Source organism: Mesorhizobium koreense (genome assembly GCF_031656215.1).
Lineage (GTDB): Bacteria > Pseudomonadota > Alphaproteobacteria > Rhizobiales > Rhizobiaceae > Mesorhizobium_L > Mesorhizobium_L koreense.
Map to the genome: position 1 here is coordinate 709,100 of NZ_CP134228.1, position 21,844 is coordinate 730,943.

Annotated in this window: 20 protein-coding genes and 1 tRNA gene; 10 read left to right on the plus strand and 11 right to left on the minus strand. The window is 62.8% G+C overall.

What is annotated here, in order from left to right; all coding sequences use genetic code 11:
- Nucleotides 1-6: 6 nt before the first annotated feature.
- Nucleotides 7-297 carry a YggT family protein gene (locus tag RBH77_RS03310; protein WP_311030731.1) on the minus strand — a complete coding sequence of 97 codons (291 nt, stop codon included), beginning with the start codon at nt 295-297 and terminating at the stop codon, nt 7-9.
- Nucleotides 298-572: 275 nt separating this feature from the next.
- Complete coding sequence (locus tag RBH77_RS03315) at nt 573-1,178, minus strand: PRC-barrel domain-containing protein (RefSeq protein ID WP_311030732.1); 606 nt, start codon at nt 1,176-1,178, stop codon at nt 573-575.
- 232 nt (nt 1,179-1,410) lie between these two features.
- On the opposite strand from RBH77_RS03315, the gene RBH77_RS03320 reads away from it, so the two are divergent.
- Nucleotides 1,411-2,361, plus strand: a complete 951-nt coding sequence (locus RBH77_RS03320) for a diacylglycerol/lipid kinase family protein (RefSeq protein WP_311030733.1) — start codon at nt 1,411-1,413, stop codon at nt 2,359-2,361.
- 69 nt (nt 2,362-2,430) lie between these two features.
- Here the strand turns inward: RBH77_RS03320 and RBH77_RS03325 are convergent, their stop codons facing one another.
- The 4 genes from RBH77_RS03325 to RBH77_RS03340 form a co-directional block, all read right to left on the minus strand.
- Nucleotides 2,431-4,419, minus strand: coding sequence for an acyltransferase family protein (locus tag RBH77_RS03325; protein WP_311030734.1), 1,989 nt, complete (start codon nt 4,417-4,419; stop codon nt 2,431-2,433).
- A gap of 523 nt (nt 4,420-4,942) precedes the next feature.
- Nucleotides 4,943-5,018 (minus strand) — tRNA-Ala (locus RBH77_RS03330).
- A gap of 143 nt (nt 5,019-5,161) precedes the next feature.
- Complete coding sequence (locus RBH77_RS03335) at nt 5,162-5,725, minus strand: GNAT family N-acetyltransferase (protein WP_311030735.1); 564 nt, start codon at nt 5,723-5,725, stop codon at nt 5,162-5,164.
- A 98-nt stretch (nt 5,726-5,823) separates the two neighbouring features.
- The gene (locus tag RBH77_RS03340; RefSeq protein ID WP_311030736.1) at nt 5,824-6,570 is read right to left on the minus strand and encodes a Bax inhibitor-1/YccA family protein; all 747 of its coding nucleotides are present in this window, start codon (nt 6,568-6,570) and stop codon (nt 5,824-5,826) included.
- A 391-nt stretch (nt 6,571-6,961) separates the two neighbouring features.
- Between RBH77_RS03340 and RBH77_RS03345 the strand changes: the two genes are divergently transcribed.
- From RBH77_RS03345 to RBH77_RS03370, 6 genes are all read left to right on the plus strand, one after another.
- On the plus strand, nt 6,962-7,846 hold the full coding sequence (locus RBH77_RS03345) for a helix-turn-helix domain-containing protein (protein WP_311030737.1): 885 nt from the start codon (nt 6,962-6,964) through the stop codon (nt 7,844-7,846).
- A gap of 161 nt (nt 7,847-8,007) precedes the next feature.
- The gene (locus RBH77_RS03350; protein WP_311030738.1) at nt 8,008-9,081 is read left to right on the plus strand and encodes an ABC transporter substrate-binding protein; all 1,074 of its coding nucleotides are present in this window, start codon (nt 8,008-8,010) and stop codon (nt 9,079-9,081) included.
- 89 nt (nt 9,082-9,170) lie between these two features.
- On the plus strand, nt 9,171-10,004 hold the full coding sequence (locus RBH77_RS03355) for an ATP-binding cassette domain-containing protein (RefSeq protein WP_311030739.1): 834 nt from the start codon (nt 9,171-9,173) through the stop codon (nt 10,002-10,004).
- Entirely contained in the window at nt 10,001-11,257 is a 1,257-nt protein-coding gene (locus tag RBH77_RS03360) for a sugar ABC transporter permease (RefSeq protein WP_311030740.1), read from the plus strand. The genes RBH77_RS03355 and RBH77_RS03360 overlap by 4 nt, the downstream gene beginning before the upstream one ends.
- A gap of 25 nt (nt 11,258-11,282) precedes the next feature.
- Complete coding sequence (locus tag RBH77_RS03365; RefSeq protein ID WP_311030741.1) at nt 11,283-12,011, plus strand: SDR family oxidoreductase; 729 nt, start codon at nt 11,283-11,285, stop codon at nt 12,009-12,011.
- A gap of 18 nt (nt 12,012-12,029) precedes the next feature.
- Nucleotides 12,030-13,640 carry an FGGY-family carbohydrate kinase gene (locus tag RBH77_RS03370; protein WP_311030742.1) on the plus strand — a complete coding sequence of 537 codons (1,611 nt, stop codon included), beginning with the start codon at nt 12,030-12,032 and terminating at the stop codon, nt 13,638-13,640.
- Nucleotides 13,641-13,646: 6 nt separating this feature from the next.
- Here RBH77_RS03370 and RBH77_RS03375 read toward each other — a convergent pair whose 3' ends face one another.
- The 5 genes from RBH77_RS03375 to RBH77_RS03395 are packed head-to-tail and all read right to left on the minus strand — an operon-like array spanning nt 13,647 to nt 18,183.
- Nucleotides 13,647-14,363 carry an ABC transporter ATP-binding protein gene (locus RBH77_RS03375; RefSeq protein ID WP_311030743.1) on the minus strand — a complete coding sequence of 239 codons (717 nt, stop codon included), beginning with the start codon at nt 14,361-14,363 and terminating at the stop codon, nt 13,647-13,649.
- Nucleotides 14,356-15,117: an ABC transporter ATP-binding protein gene (locus RBH77_RS03380; RefSeq protein WP_311030744.1), complete on the minus strand. Its 762-nt coding sequence runs from the start codon at nt 15,115-15,117 to the stop codon at nt 14,356-14,358. The genes RBH77_RS03375 and RBH77_RS03380 overlap by 8 nt, the downstream gene beginning before the upstream one ends.
- Nucleotides 15,114-16,100: a branched-chain amino acid ABC transporter permease gene (locus tag RBH77_RS03385; RefSeq protein ID WP_311030745.1), complete on the minus strand. Its 987-nt coding sequence runs from the start codon at nt 16,098-16,100 to the stop codon at nt 15,114-15,116. Before RBH77_RS03385 ends, RBH77_RS03380 begins: the two co-directional genes overlap by 4 nt.
- 2 nt (nt 16,101-16,102) lie before the next feature.
- Nucleotides 16,103-16,954: a branched-chain amino acid ABC transporter permease gene (locus RBH77_RS03390; protein WP_311032411.1), complete on the minus strand. Its 852-nt coding sequence runs from the start codon at nt 16,952-16,954 to the stop codon at nt 16,103-16,105.
- Between the two features lie 44 nt (nt 16,955-16,998).
- Nucleotides 16,999-18,183, minus strand: a complete 1,185-nt coding sequence (locus tag RBH77_RS03395) for an ABC transporter substrate-binding protein (RefSeq protein WP_311030746.1) — start codon at nt 18,181-18,183, stop codon at nt 16,999-17,001.
- A 323-nt stretch (nt 18,184-18,506) separates the two neighbouring features.
- On the opposite strand from RBH77_RS03395, the gene RBH77_RS03400 reads away from it, so the two are divergent.
- The 3 genes from RBH77_RS03400 to RBH77_RS03410 all read left to right on the plus strand — a co-directional run bounded on the left by RBH77_RS03400 (nt 18,507) and on the right by RBH77_RS03410 (nt 21,838).
- Nucleotides 18,507-19,457 carry an AEC family transporter gene (locus RBH77_RS03400; protein ID WP_311030747.1) on the plus strand — a complete coding sequence of 317 codons (951 nt, stop codon included), beginning with the start codon at nt 18,507-18,509 and terminating at the stop codon, nt 19,455-19,457.
- 98 nt (nt 19,458-19,555) lie between these two features.
- Entirely contained in the window at nt 19,556-20,968 is a 1,413-nt protein-coding gene (gene ligM, locus RBH77_RS03405) for a vanillate/3-O-methylgallate O-demethylase (RefSeq protein ID WP_311030748.1), read from the plus strand.
- A 135-nt stretch (nt 20,969-21,103) separates the two neighbouring features.
- Nucleotides 21,104-21,838 (plus strand): GntR family transcriptional regulator, encoded by a 735-nt coding sequence (locus RBH77_RS03410; RefSeq protein WP_311030749.1) that lies wholly within the window; start codon nt 21,104-21,106, stop codon nt 21,836-21,838.
- The last annotated feature ends 6 nt before the right edge of the window (nt 21,839-21,844 follow it).

A 21,844-nucleotide genomic window follows, 5' to 3' on the forward strand; every position in this document is an offset into this window, starting at 1 on the left:
GCGGGCTCAGAGGATCGCGGGCGCGACGGTCGTCAGCAGGAACTGGCGGATGAAGAAGATGAGCAGAAGCAGGATGATCGGCGATATGTCGATGCCGCCCAGGTCTGGCAGGTAGCGACGGATCGGCCGCAGAGCGGGATCGGTCATCTTGAACAGCATATTGCCGATCATTCCGACGAACTCGTTGCGCGGATTGACGACGTTGAAGGCGTACAGCCAGGAAAAAATGGCAGCGCCGATGATGATCCACCAGTAGATGTCGAGCGCCAGGACGATCGTTTGGATGAGTGCGAGCATGCAGGTCTCCGCGTAGCCAGCGCGACATGTAGCCATTGCGCGGAAGCGGGGCAAGTCCGGCATCGCGGGCGGGACCGAACCGCGGACGTCCCCTGCATTTTTTCCGAGAGCTTCCTGCTCCCTTCCGGCACTCAGCCGGAACCCGCCAAGGAAAGGCCCGTCCATGTGACGGGCCCTTTCTTTCCACGATACAGTGCTTCTGCGCTGCTAACCGCTTCTCCTGCACTCGTATACCGCGTCCATCAATTGCCTTTGGACCGCATGTCGCATGGGCGTCAGCCGCCCGAATCGCTCGTGCCGCCGCCGGTCGATGGCGCGGTAGTTGACGGAGCGTTCATGCCGGAAGTGCCCGTGCCCGTTCCACCGGTTGCTCCGGTACTGCCCGTAGCGTCACTCTCCTCGGGTTCCGCCTGGTAGGGCTTGGGATCGAAATCCGGCAAAGCCTTCAACTGGTCGGTGGTCGTCGGCACGATGATCCACCAATTGCCCTTGCCCTGCTCCCATTTCACCTGCGAATAGTCGATAGCGACGTTCTTCGAGCCGATGCCGAGGAAGCCGCCGACGCCGACGACGACGGAAACGATCTTGCCGTCCTTGTCCATCACCAGATCATTTACGCTGCCGATGGTCTGAGCATTGTCATCGGTGCTGTTGTAGACCGAGGCGCCCATCAGGCTCGAAGCGAGATGCCCGTCGGTCTGTGCCTCGTCTTTGGCCTTGACTTCGTCGGCGGATTTCATGCCGGGAGGGTTGGCCGGCTCCGCCGGCTGTGTCGCCGGCGCGCTGGGAGCGGTCGTGTCGGGGGTGGTCGTCTGCGCGAGCGCCGCGCCCGTAGTCAGCAGGGCGGCGACGGTCGTGGTCGCCAAAAGGGTGCGGATCATGATATCTCTCTCCTTGTGCATGTTTTCATGTACGGGGCCGCGCACCGCACCGGACTGTCCAGAAGGGTCGGGCGCGGCCCTTACACTTTCGAAACGCCATCGGCTGGCACTTGTTCCGTATCCGGTCCTCTAACGCCGACCGGCAACCGGCTACGCGTCCACGCGTTATCCATGTCGGCGGTGGGCTGGCCGGCGGCGGACTTGCCGGATCGGACGAGCCGGGGGTGGACGCATGAATTTCCTGATGGTCCTCAACAAGGACGGCGGCACCCTTAGATCGCTGGACGTGGAGGAATTCGCCATACGCGCCCGCCGGGCGCTCGAGGATGCCGGACATACGGTCAAGTCGCGGATCGTCACCGGCAAGGGGCTTGTCTCGGCACTTGAAGAGGCTGCGCGGGACGATGGCGCGGACGTTGTCATGGCGGGTGGTGGTGATGGCACTGTCTCCGCCGCGGCTGCAAGTGTCATGGGTGGCGAGAAAGTGCTGGCAGTGCTTCCGGCCGGCACGATGAATCTGTTCGCGCGATCGCTCGGCGTTCCGCTTTCCCTGGACGAAGCGGTGACAGCGTTTGCCGACGGGCGCGTCCGTGAGGTCGACATCGCCACCGCCAACGGCAAGCCGTTCGTGCATCAGTTTTCGGTCGGCATGCATCCGCGTATCGTGGAAATGCGCTCGCGCCTGGCTTTCTCATCCCGGCTGGGGAAGATCGGCGCGTCGCTGCGGGCCGCGCTCGACACGATCCGCAATCCCGTCCAGCTCAAGGTGACGCTTCATATGCCTCATGCGGAAGTCATCGCGAGGACGGCGGGCATCTCCATATCGAACAATCTTTATGGCGAAGGCCATCTTCCATACGCGGACCGGCCGGATGGCGGCGTGCTTGGAGTCTATATCACCAGCGCCCGGCACCGGCGCCATCTCCTGCTTCTGTGCCTGACGGCCGCGCTCGGGCGCTGGCGTGCCAGCGACCAGGTTGAAATCCACGAAACGGGTACCGTGATGCTGAGGACAGAAAGCCGTCGCCGCCAGCGCTGCGTCATAGACGGAGAGCTCCAGCCTCTCGACCCGGAAACGGAAATTCGCGTCCATCCGCGCGCGTTGAAGGTGCTGGTGCCGGCCGGGCACAATAAAGACACGCTGCCCGAAGGTGGAGACGCGATCGGCATGCCCTCGGGTTGAGCCGGGGAAGTGGGTCTTACGGATAACCGGTGGAACTGCGCCCACGGCATTTTCGACAACCGCGTGACACTATCTCAGGCTGACCTTGGTCCGGCCAGCCTGCGGTCGGCGAGCTTCCGCTGTCGTGATGAGGGTGGCCAGGCCAAGTCTCGCCCCGATCAGTTCTGCACCTTCGTGGGACAGATGACCGGAATCGCGGAAAATGAATCGGCCGTCGATCATGGTTTGACAGATGCCATCGCGGCACAGCAGGCTGGGGAGATCGATGTAGCCGATGTCCTTGTCGATGCTTCTCAGAAAACTGAGAATGCCAAGCGAGGCTTGCGATTCGTCACGGACCCTGAAACTGCAGTCCTCATGCTCGCCGAACACGAGCAATCCGACACCACATCGTGACAAGTCATACCCAGTGCGCGGCGGTGGCGAGATGAAGATAGGCATTGCGCCTGCTGCCTCGATCATCCGTGCTGTCTTGAGCATCTCCTCCTTGAGAAGCGGAATATTGTCCTTCCCGATGATCACGCCATCCCGGCGATAGGTAACGTGGTCGTAGATGCCGAGCGCGGAGGACATGATGACGTAGTCGATGTCGCTCTCGTTCCTGATCCAGCTCAGGACCTTGTCATTGAAGTCGATGCAGCCTTGCGAAAACTTCGATGGGTGCTGCTTATCTATGTATGCGATATCGGTAACTGGTGAGCAGGCCGGTTTGGTGAACTGGACGAAAGGCTGGTCGAGACCGTCGGCAGCAAGGGCGGGCGCCAGAGCCATGGCGTAACTGTCGCCCCAGAGCACGACTTTAGGATGGCTACCGTTGCGGCAGCGGGGCGAATTGGTGAGTTCCACGCACACGGAATCGAGGCCGTCATTGACTCTCAAGCGCTGGTCAAGGCCGAGTTCTGCGAAACTGCGGCCGGACGGGGCAATGCGGCCCGGAAGGCCATGCATGAAATAACCCGCCAACCCCGCTGCCAGGAATACACAGCCGGCTGCGGCTGACAGCCCGAAGATCGCCGTGCGAGAGGGGACCAGCCTGCCTCGTCCACGGAAGGGCCGCTCGATGAACCGCCAACTGAACCACGCAAGGGCAAAGGTTCCAACCGTCAAGCCGGCCAGCATCGTCTGCGTAGGGTGTTCTATGCGGATCCGGGCGAAGGCGAAGAGCGGTTGATGCCAGAGATATGCGCTGTAAGAGGTCAAGCCGATCCCTACCAGCACGCGCGTCGAAAGAAGGTGCGCGATCCATGTGGATGACCCGGCATACAGGATGACGAGCGACGCACCGGCAACTGGCAAGAGGGCGTAGAGCGACGGAAACGGTATCGAGTCGTCGTAGAAGAAAACGGAAACGATGATTGATGCCAGACCGAGGCCGGACAGGATGGTGTTGGATGGCTGCGCCCGGCCGTGCAGAACGAAAGCGCATAGAGCGCCTGCACCGAGCTCCCAGCCTCGGCTCGGGAGGAGATAGAAATTGCCGGTCACAATGTAGAAGTTTGCGGTTGTCGCGTGCGAGGAGGCCCATTGGGCAAGCCCAAGGCTGAGGAGGGATAGCGCAAAAACGACGAAGACAAGGACACGACGGCCTAACCGCCACAGGAGCAACAGCAGGATCGGGAACAATATATAGAACTGCTCTTCGACCGCGAGGCTCCAAGTGTGCAGCAGCGGATTGAGATCGGAGTCGGGTGCGAAGTAGTTGGTTCTTCTCCAAAACAGTATGTTCGAAACGAAGGTGGTCACAGCGGCTACCGACTGGCCGAAATCTGCAAATTGCGAAGGGAGCATCCACGCGTAGGCGAAGGGGAAACAGCAAAGCATAACGAAAAAGAGTGCGGGAAGGATGCGTCGCGCACGCCGTTCATAAAAGGCGACGATCGAGTAGCTGCCCTTTTCCAGATCGGCGATTATAAGGGTGGTGATCAGGTACCCGCTTATAACGAAGAAGACATCTACGCCAACAAAGCCACCGGAAAAGATACCCAAACCTGCATGATACAAGATCACGGGCAGGACAGCGACGGCGCGCAGCCCATCTATCTCGCGACGATATTGCATTCCCTCTCGCCACAGTTCATTGCATAGCATTCCTCTTTATTGAAACAAACATATGTAGGAGGCGTGATCAGCGCTTGTGTTACATCTGAATGTTCTTAGAATTTCTTTCTAAAATCCTGCTGAATTATAAGATATGCCGGTATTATTCATACAATTAACCTGAAAAGCGCACCTAGCTTTTTTTGAGGAATCTCCCTGACCCGTCATCTGTCCTCGCTGATGCGAGGGTACAGCAGCAGCGGTGAGTTCGCACCTCGACCCTTTGACGGATAACACAAGGTCGCCCGAAAGTTCTACGTCGTGGACAGTCGCCTTTCGTTGCGACTTTACTTGGCGAATACAGCCCCATTCCTTTCCGCGTCATGCGGAGAGCCAGGGTCAGGATCGACTTACGGGACTGGTGGACGGCACGGCCGGACGCGGGCTGCCCTGCCCATTCCTCCGCCATGATGGGGTCGGCAATAGGGCGCGGAGGGTCTGCTATGGACCCATTAAGTGGCTGAAAAGATTATGATCTATGAAATGGTGGAGCTGAGGGGAATCGAACCCCTGACCTCATCATTGCGAACGATGCGCTCTCCCAACTGAGCTACAGCCCCGTTCCACCGGTCGGGCGCATTTACCGGCGGGCGCCGGCGCCTGTCAAGCGAGACGAAGCGGTGCTTCCGTCGTGCCTGGGAAGGGGGGCCTGTTCATGGCTTCGGCCGCCCTATGGTCCAGCTTGGAGGTGATGCTGCGATTGCTATCGGCTTTCCCGGTAGCGCTGTTCGGGAAACGATCGTGGGTCGGGCGGCATGGTGGCGCCGTCATTGAGTGAAAGCTGCATGAAGGTCGTGTCCAGCCAGCGCCCGTGTTTGTAGCCGGTGCCTTCGAGCTTTCCCGAATGGCGAAAGCCGAGCTTTTCGTGCAGGCGCACGGAGGCGCTGGCGGGCGTGCCGTCGCCGATGACGGCGATGATCTGACGGAAGCCGAGCCGCCTCACCTCTTCGATGAGGGCCTCGAGCAGCAGCCGTCCAATGCCGCGACCCTTGGCTTCCGGCGCGACATAGATCGAATCCTCGACGATGAAGCGATAGGCGGGCCGAGGCCGAAAGGGGCCGGCGTAGGCATAGCCGAGGATGCCGCCGTTTTCCTCGACTACGATATAGGGAAAGCCGTCGCCGGCGAGCGCGGCGAACCTCGCCTCCATGTCGGCCCGGCCAGGCGGTTCCAGTTCGTAGCTTGCCGTACCATGACGTACGGCGTCTGCGTAGATGTCCGTTATGCGGTCGAGGTCGGCCGCCTCTGCTCTGCGTATCTCTGTCATATCTGCCTCGAGGAAACCGGCTTTTATAAGCGGCGTCCCCGGCAAAAGAAAAGGGGCGGTCCGAAGACCGCCCCGATCGTCTTTCCCATGCGCTTTTCTCAGCGACGGTCGCCGAGGAACTGCACGAGGAACATGAACAGGTTGATGAAGTCGAGATAGAGCCTGAGCGCGCCCATGATGGCCTTGCGGCCGGCCACGACCTCGGCGTCGCCTTCGTAATACATCTCCTTGATCTGCTGCGTGTCGTAGGCGGTGAGGCCGGCGAACACCAGGACGCCGATCACCGATATGGCGAATTGCAGCGCCGAGGAAGCAAGGAAAAGATTGACGAGCGAGGCGATGATGATGCCGAACACGCCCATGATCAGGAACGAGCCCATCGCCGAGAGGTCGCGCTTCGTCGTATAGCCATAGAGCGACAACGCGCCGAAGGCGGTGGCGGTGATGAAGAATGTCCTGACGATGCTGGTCTGCGTATAGACCAGGAAGAGCACGGAGAGCGACAGGCCGACAAGTGCCGCGTAGACCCAGAAGGTCGTCTGGGCGGCCGAAACGCTCATCGAATTGATCCTGAAGCTCAGGAAGAAGACCAGCGCAAGCGGCGCGAAGATCACCACCCAGCGCAGACCGCTCTGGAAGATCAGCTGGCCGAACTGCGTAAGCTGGCCGTCGGGCGTGACGGCGAAGCTGAACGCGCCCCATGCCGCGAGGCCGGTGATGACAAGGCCGAGCGCCATGAGATTGTAGACCCGGAGCATATACGCACGAAGGCCCTGATCGATGTAGGCCTCGCTGCGGCCCTGGGCGGTCGCCATGCGGGACTGATAGTTGCGAAGATCAGCCATGTTTTCCTCTGTTGCTTCTGTCCCGTCCGGTGTCGGGCGTTATGTCCCAGGCGCCGCTGGCGGGACTCCAGCATGCCTCGGAGAAATATGATGATTCTTTTCGTGAAGGACAAGGGCCGGAACTACGGCAATCCGCCGCGCTCGCCGTTATCGTCGTTAACCTTACCTCATAGGATGGAGATCGGCGGGGTGGGAGTCTGTCTTTTTTGAAAATTACGCCCATTTTAGGTAGCAATGGTCAAAAAAGTATCAGTCCAACTCCGGAATCGTGGTGGCGCGTGGCGCGGCAAGCCGGTAGCGTCAGCACTACAGTCAGAGCCGAGAAGATAAAAATTCGGCCGGCCGGGAACAGGGCGCACGCGATGGATCGTGACGCCCCGGAGGAAACGAGATGAAACCGGACCTGGAGGTCGTCCAGATACGGCACGGCGAATCCTTCAAGGCATGGTCGCATGGCTATCCCTTCCACACGGTCCGCTGGCATTTCCATCCCGAATACGAGATCCATCAGGTCGTCGCCACCGACGGCCGGTATTTCGTCGGCGACTTCATCGGCGAATTCGAGCCCGGAAATCTCGTGCTCACCGGTCCCAATCTGCCGCACAATTGGGTGAGCGACCTGCCGGAGGGCGCCACCATTCCACTACGCGGCCGTATCATCCAATTCAGCGAGGAGTTCATCGGCGGCGCCATGAAGGTGCTGCCGGAACTGTCCGGCATCGGTGCGCTCCTCGAATCCTCCAGGCGAGGCGTGCTGTTTGCCTCTCGCACGAGTAGGGAACTCGCCCCGCTCATGGAGGAAATGATGGAGGCGCAGAGCGTGCGCCGCATCGAACTCTTCATGGCGATCATCGGGATATTGAGCCGCGACCGCGACGCGCGACCGCTTTCCAGCCCGAGCTACCTGCCCGATCCGTCGGGCTACATGTCGGCCGGCATGAACAAGGCGCTGGCCTTCATCCGCGAGAATCTGACCCGCCCTTTCGGAGAAGCCGAATTGGCGGCGATCGCGGGCCAGTCGCAGAGTGCTTTCTCGCGTTCCTTCCGCCGCCATACGGGCATGTCGCTGGTCCAGTATGTCAAACGTCTGCGCATCAACCTCGCCTGCCAGATCCTTATGAGCGACGAGCAGGCAACCATCACCGACATCTGCTTCGAGGTCGGCTTCAACAATCTTTCCAATTTCAACCGTCAGTTCCTGGCCGAGAAGGGCATGTCGCCTTCGCGTTTCAGGCGTCTTCTGGCGGACAACATCAACGCGGCGCGTGCCGCCTGAGGAAGGAGCAAGGGAGGAACCATAATCGAAAGAAAGAAGCAGGCTCGCCGCCAGCGGCCTGCCGATGCGGCAGGTCTTCCCGTCAATGAAGGGGAAGGCTTGTCTTGACGACGACGAACAACACTATTCCTGTAGTCCATTCCGGAAAGGGAGAAGTCCGAATGAAAAAGCTCTCGCTCAAACATGTCGGCGTTGCCGCGCTGGCGCTGTCGTTTCTCGGCGCGACCGCAATCTTCGCGCAGGCCGCCGAAGTGAAGGACGCGACCGTCGCCTTCCTCATGCCCGACCAGGCCTCGACCCGTTATGAGCAGCACGATTATCCCGGCTTTGCGGCCGAGATGAAGAAACTGTGCGAAAGCTGCAAGGTGATTTACCAGAACGCCGATGCCGATGCGGCGCGCCAGCAACAGCAGTTCAATTCGGTCATTTCGCAGGGCGCCAAGGTCATCGTGCTCGACCCGGTCGATTCCACCGCTGCCACCTCGCTGGTGAAAATGGCGCAAGGCCAAGGCATCAAGGTCATCGCTTATGACCGGCCGATCCCGGAGGCCAAGGCAGATTTCTATGTCTCCTTCGACAATCAGGGCATCGGCAAGGCGATCGCCGAATCGCTGGTAAAACATCTGAAGGACAAGGGCGTTGCCGCCAAGGAAGGCCAGGGCGTGCTGGAGATCAACGGCTCACCGACCGACGCCGCCGCCGGGCTCATCAAGAAAGGCATCCACGAAGGGCTCGACAATAGCGGCTATCCGATCCTTGCCGAATACGACACTCCGGAATGGGCGCCGCCCAAGGCGCAGCAGTGGGCGAGCGGCCAGATCACACGCTTCGGCGACAAGATCCTCGGCGTTGTCGCGGCTAATGACGGCACCGGCGGCGGTGCCATCGCGGCCTTCAAGGCGGCTGGTGTCAACCCGGTGCCGCCGGTGACAGGCAACGACGCGACGATCGCGGCGCTGCAGCTCATCATCGCCGGCGACCAATACAACACCATTTCCAAGCCGAGCGAGATCGTAGCCGCTGCCGCAGCGCAAGCGGCGATGGATTTCCTGTCGGGCGGCGCTCCCAAGGCGGAAACGACGCTCTACGATACGCCTTCGAAACTCTTCGTGCCGGCGGTCGTGACCCAGGAGAATCTGAAGGCGGAGATCATCGACAAGAAGATCCAGACCGCCGCGGAACTCTGCACCGGCCGTTATGCCGAGGGTTGCAAGAAGCTCGGCATAACGCAGTAACCGCAAAAGGTCGCGGCCAACCCCGTGGCGGCCGCGACCATTCATCCGGAAGCGCCGGGCATCCGGAACCATGTCGGGAGGAAATCGCCATGCCGGATATTGATCGCCAAGGAGATGGGGATCGTCAGGGTGACGGGCCGCGCGATGCGGTGCTCAGCCTGCGCGGCGTCTCCAAGAATTTCGGCGCCGTTTCCGCGCTCACCGATGTCGATCTCGACGTCCATTCCGGCGAGGTCGTGGCGCTGGTCGGCGACAACGGCGCCGGCAAGTCCACGCTGGTCAAGATCCTCGCCGGCGTGCATCAGCCGTCGGCCGGAACGATCACCTTCGGCGGCAAGGAAGTCGTCCTCGCCGACCCGGCAACGGCGCTCGGCCTCGGCATCGCTACCGTCTTCCAGGATCTGGCGCTCTGCGAGAATCTCGACGTGGTCGCCAACATCTTCCTCGGGCGCGAACTCAACCCGCCCCGGCTCGACGAGGTCTCTATGGAGATCCGGGCGTGGACGCTGCTCAACGAACTCTCCGCGCGCATACCGAGCGTGCGCGAGCCCGTCGCCTCGCTCTCCGGCGGCCAGCGCCAGACCGTCGCCATCGCCCGCTCGCTCCTGACCGAGCCGAAGCTGATCCTGCTGGACGAGCCGACCGCCGCGCTCGGCGTCGCGCAGACGGCGGAAGTGCTCGACTTGATCGAGCGCGTACGCGCCCGCGGGCTCGGCGTCATCATGATCAGCCACAATATGGAGGACGTGCGCGCCGTCGCCGACCGTATCGTGGTGCTGAGGCTCGGCCGAAACAATGGCGAGTTCGGTCCCGACGCCTCAAACCAGGAACTCGTCACCGCCATCACCGGCGCCGACGAGAACTCGGTATCCCGCCGCGCCGACCGGCGCCGTGCCCAACAGGCACAGGAGGCGCGGCCATGACCGAGAACACGCAACAGGGTTCGACCGGCCCGCTGCTCGACCGCAGCGACGTGCGCGTCAAACATGCCGACACGATCGGCGGGACCATAGGCGCCTTCATAGACAAGGTACGCTCGGGCGATCTCGGCTCGCTGCCGGTTATCGTCGGTCTTATCATCATCTGCACGGTGTTCCAGAGCCTCAATCCGGTCTTCCTGGCGCCGAACAATCTGGTGAACCTGCTGTTCGACTGCTCGACGGTCGGCGTCATCGCGCTCGGCATCGTCTGTATCCTGATGCTCGGCGAGATCGATCTTTCCGTCGGGTCGGTAAGCGGCTTCTCCTCCGCGCTGCTCGGCGTGATGTGGGTAAACCACGGATGGCCGGTCGCGGTCGCCATCATCTCGGCGCTGGTGCTGGGCGCTGCGATCGGCGCGCTTTATTCCTTCGTCTTCAACCGCTTCGGCATGCCGAGCTTCGTCTCGACGCTGGCCGGCCTCCTGGCATGGCTCGGCCTGCAGCTCTACCTGCTCGGCTCGACCGGTTCCATCAACCTTCCCTACGGCTCGCCACTGGTTAATTTCGGCCAGACGCTGGTCATGCCGGATGTCGTTTCGTACGCCCTTGCGGCCATCGCCGGTATCGTCGTCTTCGTAACCGACTACAGGACGGCCATGCGCCGGCGTGAAGCGGGGCTTTCGGCCAGTTCGCCGGGCCGATCGGTATTCAAGGCGGCGGTGGTCATCGTCGTGCTGGAGTTCATCGTCTATTACCTCAACCAGGGCCGCGGCATCCCATGGATGTTCGGTCTCTTCGTCGGCCTTTGCGTGGTGATGAACTATGCGCTGACGCGCACCAAATGGGGCCGCTCGATGATGGCGGTCGGCGGCAACCGCGAAGCCGCGCGCCGGGCCGGCATCAATGTCCGCCGCATCTATCTCAGCGCCTTCATGCTCTGTTCGACGCTCGCGGCGGCCGGCGGTATCATGGCGGCGGCACGGCTCGCCTCTTCCAGCCAGCAGGCGGGAACCGGCGACGTCAATCTGAACGCTATCGCGGCGGCGGTCATCGGCGGCACCAGCCTGTTCGGCGGCCGCGGTAGCGCCTATTCCGCGCTTCTCGGCATCATCGTCATCCAGTCGATCGCCAGCGGCCTGACGCTGCTCGATCTGTCTTCTTCGCTTCGGTACATGATCACCGGCGCCGTGCTCGCCATCGCCGTCATCGTCGATTCGTTGGCGCGCCGTTCGCGCCTTTCCCATGGCCGGGCCTGAACAGCAAAAAAGAAAAGGAAAATCCGTGGGCCAGGAACTTAAAGGGAAGGTCGCAGCTGTCACCGGCGCGGCCTCGGGCATCGGCCTCGAATGCGCGAGGATCATGATAAACGCCGGTGCACGCGTGGCGCTGGTCGACCGCGCGGAAGATGCACTGGCGAAGGTCTGCGGCGAACTTGGCGAGCGGGCGTTTCCGGTTCGCATCGATCTCACCGATCCGGAAAGCATGGCGACGATGATGCCGCAGATACTGGAGAAGGCCGGCCAGCTCGACATTTTCCACGGCAACGCCGGTTCCTATGTCGGCGGCGAGGTGGTCGACGGCGATCCGGACCAGTGGGACCGTGTGCTGAACCTCAACATCAATGCGCTGTTCCGTTCCGTCCACGCGGTGCTGCCGCATATGGTGGAGCGCAAAACAGGCGACATCATCGTCACCAGTTCGATCGCCGGCCTCGTGCCGGTCGTGTGGGAGCCGATCTACACGGCCTCCAAGCACGCCGTGCAGGCTTTCGTCCACACGGTGCGGCGGCAAGTCGCAAAACACGGGATCCGTGTCGGCGCCGTGGCGCCCGGCCCGGTGGTCACCGCGCTTATCAGCGACTGGCCGAAGGAGAAGCTGGAGGAGGAGATGGCGGCCGGCGGCCTCATCCAGCCGGTCGAGGTCGCCGAGGCCGTGCTGTTCATGCTGACGCGTCCGCGCAATGTGACCATTCGCGACATCGTCATCCTGCCACAGAGCAACGATCTGTAACGGCAGGAGCAGATAGCCATGGCCCGTCATTATCTCGGCATCGATGTCGGTACCGGCAGCGCGCGCGCCGGCTTGTTCGACTGGGCGGGCAAGCTGCTCGCTACCGACAAGGCCGATATCCAACTGTGGCGCGAGGTCGGCGATATCGTCGAACAGTCGAGCGACGATATCTGGAACGCCGTCTGCCGAAGCGTGCGAGGCGCGTTGGAGAAAGCCGACGTGGCGGCCGAGATGGTCGCGGGCATCGGCTTCGACGCGACCTGTTCTCTGGTCGTGCTGGGCGAGGGTGGAAAGCCGCTCCCGGTCGGTCCGTCCAGCGATCCGGCGCGCAACATCATCGTGTGGATGGATCATCGCGCGGCGGAGCAGGCGAAGAGGATCAACCGCACCGGCGAAAAGGTACTGGATTATGTCGGTGGGCAGATCTCGCCGGAGATGGAGACCCCTAAGCTCCTATGGCTGTCCGAAAACATGCCGGCCACCTTCGCCGAAGCCTGGCAATTCATGGACCTTGCCGATTTCCTGACCTGGCGGGCAACGGGCAGCCTTGCCCGCTCGGTCTGCACGGTCACCTGCAAATGGACCTATCTTGCCCACGAGGATCGTTGGGACGCCGGCTATTTCCGCAAGGTGGGCCTCGGCGCGCTGGCCGACGAGCAGTTCCGCCGCATCGGCACCGAAATTGTGCCGGGTGGAACCAAGCTGGCCGATGGTTTGACGGAAAAGGCGGCTTCCGACCTTGATCTTCTGCCTGGCACGCCTGTCGCGGCGGGGCTCATTGATGCCCATGCCGGCGGTGTCGGGACGGTCGGGGCGCGTGGTGCGTCGGGAACAGTGCTGAGCCGTATGGCCTATGTGTTCGGCACGTCGGCCTGCACCATGTCGACGACTCCGGAGCCGGCCTTCGTGCCGGGCGTCTGGGGACCCTATTATTCCGCCATGGTGCCGGGCCTGTGGCTGAACGAGGGTGGGCAGTCGGCCGCCGGCGCGGCGATAGAGCAGTTGATCCAGATGCATCCGTATTCGCCGGAAGCGACGCATGCGGCGCGCGAAGCGGGACAGTCACTCGCCGGCTGGCTGGGCCGGCAGGCCGAAAGCCGGGGCAGGGCGGCGGCAGTGCCGAAGCTTGTCGGCGAACTCCATGTCGTGCCGGAATTCCTCGGCAATCGCGCGCCCTTCGCCGATCCCGACGCGCGTGCGCTCATCGCCGGGCTCGGCATGGAGAGAGGTATCGACAGCCTTGTCGGGCTTTATCTCGCCGGTCTTTGCGGGCTCGGCTACGGTGCACGCCAGATCGTACGCGCGGAACAGCACAACGGGATTGCGGTCGACACGATCGTGGTCAGCGGCGGCGCCGCGCAAAGTACGCTCGTCCGCCAGATCCTTGCCGACACGACTGGATTGACGGTAGCGGCTTCGTCCTCGCCCGAGCCGGTTCTGCTCGGCTCGGCCATGCTCGGCGCGGTCGCTTCCGGCGACCATGCCGATCTGCGCCATGCAATGCAAACCATGTCGACGCTGGGCGAAGTCTACGCGCCGCAGCCCGATCTCGCGGATTGGCACGAACGGCGCTTCGCGGCTTTCGAGGCCCTGCAGGGCGTCGGCCGCAGCATCCGCGATGGCAGATAGGCCGCTTCAGCTCCCTTCGAGGTTCAGGCCGACATAGCGGTCGAGCACCGCCTGGTCCTGAAGGAGCTCCGCCGAGGACGCGCGGTGCGCGACGACGCCGCGCTCTATGACGATCGCGTCCTTCGTCATGCCGAGCGCCACCTCCGCATGCTGCTCGACCAGCGCGAGTGCGATGCCCTCGTCCTTGGCCATGGTGCGGATCGCTTCGGTCAGTTCCTCGACGATGATGGGAGCGAGCCCTTCGAGCGGCTCGTCGAGAAGCAGGATCGCCGGATTGGTGAGCACCGTGCGTGCGATGGTCAGCATCTGCTGCTCGCCGCCGGAAAGCTGGTTGCCCATATTGGCGCGCCGTTCCTTCAGACGCGGGAAAAGCCGGTACATGTCTTCGGTCGACCAACGGCCGGGCCGCGCGGCGACGGTCAGGTTCTCCTCCACCGTCAGCGAAGGGAAGATGTCGCGCTCCTGCGGCACCCAGCCGATGCCGAGCCGCGCCCGCTTGTGCGGCGGCAGGCGCGAGATATCGCGACCCTTGAACCAGAGTGAGCCGCGGCTGAGGCGGACGAGCCCCATGACGGTCAGGAGCAGCGTCGTCTTGCCGACGCCGTTGCGGCCGAGAAGCGCAAGACTGCCGTTCTCCGGCACGGAAACCGAAACGCCGTCGAGCACCACCGCCTCGCCGTAGCCGGCGCGCACGTCGCGAAGCTCCAGAAGCGGCTCAGCCATTGTGCGCCTGTCCCAGATAGACTTCGCGCACCCGCGGATCGGCCCGGATCATTTCCGGCTCGGCCTCGACCAGCACCGCGCCCGAGACGAGCACGGTGATGCGGGAGGCGAATTTGAAGACGAGGTTCATGTCGTGCTCGATAAAGAGCACAGCCATATCGGAAGGCAGCGCCGCTATGACGGCGAAAAGGGTGGCGCTCTCATCCTTGGGAACGCCGGCCGCCGGCTCGTCGAGCAGGAGCACCTTCGGCCGTGTCGCCAGCGCCATCGCTATTTCCAGAAGCCGCTGCTGGCCGTAGGCGAGGTGGCGCGTCTCCCGCGTCGCCACGGCATCGAGGTGCAATTGCTTGAGGATGGCGAAGGCTTCGTCCACTGCTTCGGCATGGCCGGTCAGCCGCCGCCAGAACTGGCCGGCCTCGCGCTTGCGTTCGCAAACAGCGAGCAGCACGGATTCAATCGGGGTCAGGCCTGGGAACAGCGTGTTGATCTGGAAAGTGCGTGCCAGCCCCCGACGCACACGGTCCGCCGCCGGCAGCGCGGTCACGTCGGCGCCGTCGAGCGTTATCCTGCCGGCATCCGGCTTCAGCCGGCCGGTGATCAGATTGATGAGGGTCGTCTTGCCGGCCCCGTTCGGTCCGATCAGCGCGTGGCGTGCGCCCACCGGCAGCGCCAGGGAGATATTGCGCGAGACTTCGAGCGAGCCAAACTTCTTGGCGACCCCCTCGGTACGCAGCATGGCGGTCTCGCCGCTCATTTCGCGCCCCACCGGAAGACCCGCGACAGCCCGCCAAGAATGCCGCCCGGCATGACGAGCACAACGGCCATCAGGAGCAGGCCGATCCAGAAATACCAGTATTGCGGGTTCATGTCGGAGAGGCGGTCGCGCGCGATAAGGAAGATGACGGCGCCGATGATGCCGCCATAAAGACGGCCGGTGCCGCCGAGGATGAGCATAACGACGACGTCCGCCGAGCGCTGGAAGGAGAGCGTGTCGAGCGAGACCGTGCCGGTCGTCTCAGTGAGCAGCGCGCCGGCCACGCCGGCCATGGCGGCCGATATGATGTAAATCTTCTGCAGATGCACGCGGTAGGCCGAGCCGATCGCCGGCATGCGCGCGTTGTTCTCGCGGATTCCGGTCAGCGCCAGGCCGAAGGAGGAGTTGACGATGCGGCGCGCGATCAGAACGCCGATGAAGAGCATCGCCAGGGCATAGCCATAAGCGGTGTAGCCCCACAGGTCGAAATCGAAGATGCCGAGGACCGGCCATATCTCGACGCCGAGCCCATCCGTGCCGCCGGTAATCGAGGAAAAGCTATTGGCAAGCTCATAGGTCAGCAGGCCGAGGCCGAGGGTTATCATGATGAGCGCCAGATGCTGGACCCGCACGATGACGAAACTCGTGACAAAGCCCGCGGCGCCGGCAACCAGAGCGGCGACGAGAAGTCCGGTCAGAGGCTCGCCCCAGCCATGCTTCGCCAGGATGGCGGCGGCATAGGCACCGAGGCCGAAGAACATGGCATGGCCGAGCGTGATGATGCCTGCGTAGCCGAGCACGAGATCGACCGAAAGCGCGAAAAGAGCCGCGATCGCGATCTGGCTCGCCAGCGAAAGATAGCTGGGCAAAAGCACGAAGGGCAAAAGCGCGGCCAGCCAGAAGACGATCTCGATGGCCGAGATGCGGCTGCGCTTCCTCAGCCAGGTCGCTGCAGGCCCGGATGTTATCGTTTCCGCTGCCATGGCTAACGCTTACCGAAAAGGCCGAGCGGCCGCACCAACAGAAGGACGACCATGAAAAGGTAGATGAGGAAAGCCCCCATATCCGGCACGAAGTATTTGCCGGCGACATCGAATATGCCAAGCAGCGCCGCCGCGACGAAGGAGCCCCCGATCGAACCGAGGCCGCCTACCGCGACGACGATCAGGACATAGACGAGATAATGGAAGCCGAAGGAGGGGTCGAGGCCGACGATACCGATGGCGAGCGCTCCGCCGAGGCCGGCAAGGCCGGCCCCGAGCGCGAAGGTGATCGCGAAGATGGTATCGACATCGAGCCCCAGCCCCTGGGCGACGCGCTGATTGTCGACCGCGGCGCGGATGCGCGCGCCGAAACGCGTATGTTCCAGCCCGTAGACCAGCAGCCCGGCGATGACGAGCGAAACCGCAACGAGGAAGATGCGATAGGTTCCGAATCGGAGGCCATTCACCTCCCAATATCCCTGAAGGTAATCCGGCAACACGATCGGCTGTTGCCCGGTACCGAAGAAATAGGCGAAAGACGCGGCGGCGACGAAGACCATGCCGATGGTGAACAGGACCTGGTTCAGTCCACCGGCCCGGTAGAGACGTCGGAAAAACGACCGTTCCAGTACGACGCTCACCAGCCCGGCGGCGAGAAAGGCAAAGGGGAGGGCAAGCAGGAATGGAACGCCGAAGGCGCGCATCGCGACGACCGCGACATAGCCGCCCAGCATGCCGAAGGCACAGTGCGCCAGGTTGATGAAATTCATCAGCCCGAACGTGACCGACAGGCCCACCGACAGGACGAATAGAAGCATCCCGAAGGCGAACCCGTCGAACAGCACGACGGCCAGATTCCCTACCACGCCGCCTATCCCCGAACCCCTAGGCGCGGCAATTACTTGCCGGCGCCGTGCAGCGGGTCCTTCACATCCTTGATCGTGTCGATGATGACGTTCTGCAGCTTGCCGTCAACCTTTTCGACCTTGCGGATGTACACATTCTGGATGATGTCCCGAGTTTCGGGGTCGATGGTGATGGGGCCGCGAGGGCTCTCCCACGACATGCCCTTGGCCACCTTGATGAGGGCGTCGCCGCTGGCGTCGCCCTTGGTCTTTTCCAGTGCCGCGTAGATCAGGTGCATGCCGTCATAGCCGCCGATCGAGAACAGGTCGGGCTCACGCCCCTTGGTCAGCTTCTCGTAGCCGGCCACGAACTTCTCGTTGAGCGGGTCCTTGCGCTCCAGCGTGTAGTGGAAGGCAGTGACGATGCCATCGGCGTTCTTGCCCAGGCTTTTCATGGCATCGGGCATCGTCAGTTCGCCCTGGCCGAGAAGCTTGGTATTCGGTGGTGTCAGACCCTTGTCGGCGAGCGCCTTGCCGATCGCGGCGGGCTGCGATCCGCCGGGAATGAAGATGTAGACCGCTTCCGGCTTGGCGTCCTTGATGCGCTGGACATAGGCGGAGAAGTCAGGATTGGCGACGGGGCTATGGTCGGCGCCGACGATCTCGCCGCCCTTCTCCTTGAAGCCACGGGCGAACGACTTTTCCGCATCATGGCCCGGTCCGTAGTCGGCGACCAGCGTGTAGGCATGCTTGATGCCCTGCCCGGCCGCCCATTTGCCGAAGGCGTAGTTGATCTGCGGGATGGTGACGGATGTACGTACGATATAGGGCGACTTCTCGGTGATGATCGAGGTGGCTGCGTTCATGTCCACCATCAGCTTCTTGGCTTCGGTTGCCACCGGCGCGGCACCGAGCGCCTCCGGCGTCAGCGCGAAGCCTGCGAGGACGTCGACATGGTCACGCACGACCAGTTCCTGGGCCAGCCGCTTGGCGACATCGGGGTTCGGCCCGCCGGTATCCTTCTTGATGAGCACGATCTTCTTGCCGGCGACCTCGTCGCCATGCGTCTTGATGTAGAGGTCGATACCTGCCTGCATCTGCGCGCCGGCATCCGCGAAGGGACCGGAATAAGGCATGATCAGACCGATCTTCACCGTTCCTTCCGCAAGTGCCGTCGACGACATCGCCAGAGCCAGGCTGAAGCCCAGGGCGAACGCGGTTGCTGTCTTCTTCAACATTAATGAATCCTCCCGAATGATCCCGAATGGCGGGCCGCCATGTTCGCGGCTGCATCGGCAGCATAGTGTATACATGATAGGGCGACAAGCAAGATGCCCACGACCATGGTCGAAGCCAGCGCCGCCGCTCGACCTCTTGCGGCGGGCAGCCCGAAGAGAGACAGCACGGAGTGCACTTGTCCGTTGAAAAGCCGCGGAGAAGGGGCGGAACGGCTGGAAGAATGTCGCCTGGGATGTATACATCGTTCTTGCGACGGACGGGCCGATGATATCCGTGGACCACGGCCGCCGCCGCATCGCCCTATTTTGATAAAGCGAGCCGCATGCCGATCCTTCAACTTCTTTCGCTGACGGTCCCGATCTTCCTCCTGATCGGCCTCGGCGGCGTTTCGGTCCGCACCGGCTTTGTCCCGGAAAAACAGATCGAGGGGCTGGCGGCTTTCGTCTTGAATTTCGCGCTGCCGGCGCTCGTGCTCGGCGCGCTTGCCGGGCAAGACCTCGGCCGCACCTTCGACTGGCGCTATGTCATCGCCTATGGGGCCGGCTCGCTGTTCGCTTTCTCCACCGCCTTCTCCATCCTCCGGTTCGGGCTGAGGCGGCCCCTCTCCGCCGCCGCCATCGGCAGCATGGGCGCGGCGGCGTCGAATACCGGCTTCATCGGCTATCCCGTGACCTTGCTGGCTTTCGGACCGCTGGCGCTGAAGGCGATGCCGCTCAACATGATCGTGGAGAACATCCTGATCATCTCGTTGGGGCTGGCGCTGGCCGAATCCGGTAGCCAGAACGGCGCTTCGTTCGGACGGACACTCGCAACGACCGCGCGGCGCCTCCTGCGCACGCCCCTGATCCTCGCGATCCTGCTCGGCATCCTCCTTTCGCTCCTGCGCATTCCGATCCCCGGCGTGATCGCGACCGCCATCGACATGCTGGCAAAGGCATCGGCGCCGTGCGCCCTCTTCGTCGTCGGCGGAATGATCGCGGCGTTGCGCGTTTCTGGGCGCGCGTCCGGCATGGTGGTCGAGACGGGGAGTATCGTTGCCTGCAAGCTCTTCCTGCATCCGCTTGCCGTCGCCTGCGCCTTCTTTCTCATCGGCGGCGCGGACCCCGACATGGAAAAGATCGGCATCGTGCTGGCCAGCGTGTCGATGATCACCGTCTATCCGATCTTCGGCGCGCGCTACGGCGTCGGTGGAGTGAGTTCGACCGCCCTCGTCGCCGCCACCGCTATCGGCTTTTTCACTATCACGGCGGCGCTCGGCATCGCGCTTGGCTGAGTGGCCATGAGACGCCGTCAGCGAACTAGACCGCTTGCAATTCGCAAACCGCTGCGCGACTATGTATACATTCTTACCCGGCAATTAGAGGAACGATCATGGCTGCGACCAGTCTGGAAGCCGTTTTGAAGGAAAAGCGCGACGTTGTCGGCATGCTGCGTAATTCGAAGATCGGGATGTATGTATACCCGGTCGTCGCGGCGGAATTCTCCAACTGGCGCGACGAGCAGCGAGCCTGGCGCGATACTGCCGTCCTCTTCGACCAGACGCACCATATGGACGAGGTCATCGTCGAGGGGCCGGACGCGGAAAAGTTCCTGCAGGGACTGGCGATCAACAGTTTCGCCAATTTCGGCCTGAATCGTGCGAAGCACTTCGTGCCGGTCTCGCCGGACGGCTACGTCATCGGCGACATGATCATCTTCCGCGAGCGCGAGGACAAGTTCATCCTCGTCGGCCGCGCGCCGACCGCGAACTGGATCGAGTTCAACCAGGCGGTCGGGTCGCACAATGTGCGCATCACCCGTGACCCGCGTTCGCCTTCGCGGCCGGACGGCAAGCCGGTGATGCGAACCCATTACCGCTTCCAGATCCAGGGACCGGACGCGCCGAAGATCTTCGAGAAGATGAACGGCGGACCGATCCCGGAGATAAAATTCTTCCATGTCGAATGGATCAATGCCGGCGACACGCGCGTCCAGGCGCTGCGCCACGGCATGGCCGGCGCGCCGGGGCTGGAGATCTGGGGGCCGTACGGCGAAAAGGACCATATCCACGCCATTATCGTAAATGCGGCGGCGGAAGCGGGAGTCGATCTTTATCTGGTCGGCAGCCGCGCCTATTCGACCAACACGCTGGAATCGGGCTGGATCCCCTCGCCTCTGCCGGCGATCTATTCAGGCAATGCGCTGAAGGCGTATCGCGAGTGGCTGCCCGCCAACGGCTATGAGGCGACGGGCTCGATCGGGGGATCCTATGTCTCCGCCAACATCGAGGATTACTACACCACGCCTTATGAACTGGGCTACGGCATCTACATCAAGTTCGACCATGATTTCGTCGGCCGCGCGGCGCTGGAGAAGATGAAGGGCACGCCCCATCGCCGCAAGGTGACGTTCGAATGGAACACCGACGACATGATGAAGGTGATCGAATCCTCGCTGCGGCCGGGCGCCGATAACTATAAATGGATCGACTTCCCGCAGCCGAATTATGCCTCGGCTTCCTTCGATCGGGTCATGAAGGGCGACAAGCTCGTCGGCCTCTCCATGTTCAACGGCTACTCCTTCAACGAGCGCGCGATGCTTTCACTCGGTATCGTCGACCCTGACGTGAAGGAAGGCGACGTGCTGACCCTCATCTGGGGCGAGCCGGACGGCGGCTCGGGCAAGACCTCGACGGAACGGCACAAGCAGGCGGAAATCCGCGTGCGCGTGTCGCCGGTGCCTTATTCGAGCGAGGCCCGTGAGCACTATGCCGGCGATAGCTGGCGCACCAAGCACACGGCCTGAACCCTTTTGGGGAGGACCGCCGGCTGGAGCGGCCCGCTGCTCCGGCCGGCGGCCATTATCGGTAACCAGTTTGCCGCCCGCCCGCGGAAAGGTATACATGTCGGCATCGGCGGAATTCAGCTAGCCCGAGGGGAAATGGTAGAGATCGAAGCCAGGACACATGCGATGCGCGCGCTGATCGCATTGCGCCGGCGGATTCTGAGCGGCGAAATCGCCGGCGGGACGCGCCTCTACGAGGTGCCGCTGGCGGAGGATCTCCAGATTTCCCGTACGCCGGTGCGCGAGGCGATGTCGCGGCTGGTCGAGGAAGGGCTGCTGGAGCGTGCGCGCTCCGGCGGTTTCGTCGTGCGCAGCTTCGGGATGGCCGACGTCATCGACGCGATCGAGTTGCGCGGCGTCATGGAAGGCACGGCCGCGCGGCTTGCCGCCGAGCGCGGCGTGGCAGCCGACGACCTGGCCCTTATAAGAGACATCGTGGCGCGTCTCGACGAATGTTTCGGTGAGGAACCGGGCGATGTCGAGTTCGACCTCTATTCGGATCTCAACGCCAAATTCCATGAGCAGCTTGCCCGGCTCTGCCGTAGCAAGGTCGTCGAGATGGAAGTGCTGCGCGCGTCGCGCCTGCCTTTTGCCTCACCATCGGCCTTCCTGCCCGACAGGGCGAAGATCGCCGCCTTTCGCCTGTCGCTCAACATGGCGCAGGAACAGCACCACGCCATCGTTTCCGCCATCGCCAGCCGCGAGGGCGCCCGCGCCGAAGCGCTGGCGCGCGAGCATGCCCGCATCGCTCGGGCCAACATGCAATATCTCCTCGATGCGGACCGTGGCCTGATGGCGCGGGTCCCGAGCCTGGCGCTGGTCGTCGACTGATACTCT

Coding starts and splice junctions, on each gene's coding strand:
- RBH77_RS03345 (WP_311030737.1), top strand. CDS start 6,962: ATGAAACCGGACCTGGAGGTCGTCCAGATACGGCACGGCGAATCCTTC.
- RBH77_RS03375 (WP_311030743.1), bottom strand. CDS start 14,363: ATGGCTGAGCCGCTTCTGGAGCTTCGCGACGTGCGCGCCGGCTACGGC.
- RBH77_RS03395 (WP_311030746.1), bottom strand. CDS start 18,183: ATGTTGAAGAAGACAGCAACCGCGTTCGCCCTGGGCTTCAGCCTGGCT.
- RBH77_RS03400 (WP_311030747.1), top strand. CDS start 18,507: ATGCCGATCCTTCAACTTCTTTCGCTGACGGTCCCGATCTTCCTCCTG.
- RBH77_RS03370 (WP_311030742.1), top strand. CDS start 12,030: ATGGCCCGTCATTATCTCGGCATCGATGTCGGTACCGGCAGCGCGCGC.
- RBH77_RS03355 (WP_311030739.1), top strand. CDS start 9,171: ATGCCGGATATTGATCGCCAAGGAGATGGGGATCGTCAGGGTGACGGG.
- RBH77_RS03350 (WP_311030738.1), top strand. CDS start 8,008: ATGAAAAAGCTCTCGCTCAAACATGTCGGCGTTGCCGCGCTGGCGCTG.
- ligM (WP_311030748.1), top strand. CDS start 19,556: ATGGCTGCGACCAGTCTGGAAGCCGTTTTGAAGGAAAAGCGCGACGTT.
- RBH77_RS03380 (WP_311030744.1), bottom strand. CDS start 15,117: ATGAGCGGCGAGACCGCCATGCTGCGTACCGAGGGGGTCGCCAAGAAG.
- RBH77_RS03315 (WP_311030732.1), bottom strand. CDS start 1,178: ATGATCCGCACCCTTTTGGCGACCACGACCGTCGCCGCCCTGCTGACT.
- RBH77_RS03385 (WP_311030745.1), bottom strand. CDS start 16,100: ATGGCAGCGGAAACGATAACATCCGGGCCTGCAGCGACCTGGCTGAGG.
- RBH77_RS03335 (WP_311030735.1), bottom strand. CDS start 5,725: ATGACAGAGATACGCAGAGCAGAGGCGGCCGACCTCGACCGCATAACG.
- RBH77_RS03410 (WP_311030749.1), top strand. CDS start 21,104: ATGGTAGAGATCGAAGCCAGGACACATGCGATGCGCGCGCTGATCGCA.
- RBH77_RS03325 (WP_311030734.1), bottom strand. CDS start 4,419: ATGCAATATCGTCGCGAGATAGATGGGCTGCGCGCCGTCGCTGTCCTG.
- RBH77_RS03360 (WP_311030740.1), top strand. CDS start 10,001: ATGACCGAGAACACGCAACAGGGTTCGACCGGCCCGCTGCTCGACCGC.
- RBH77_RS03340 (WP_311030736.1), bottom strand. CDS start 6,570: ATGGCTGATCTTCGCAACTATCAGTCCCGCATGGCGACCGCCCAGGGC.
- RBH77_RS03320 (WP_311030733.1), top strand. CDS start 1,411: ATGAATTTCCTGATGGTCCTCAACAAGGACGGCGGCACCCTTAGATCG.
- RBH77_RS03310 (WP_311030731.1), bottom strand. CDS start 297: ATGCTCGCACTCATCCAAACGATCGTCCTGGCGCTCGACATCTACTGG.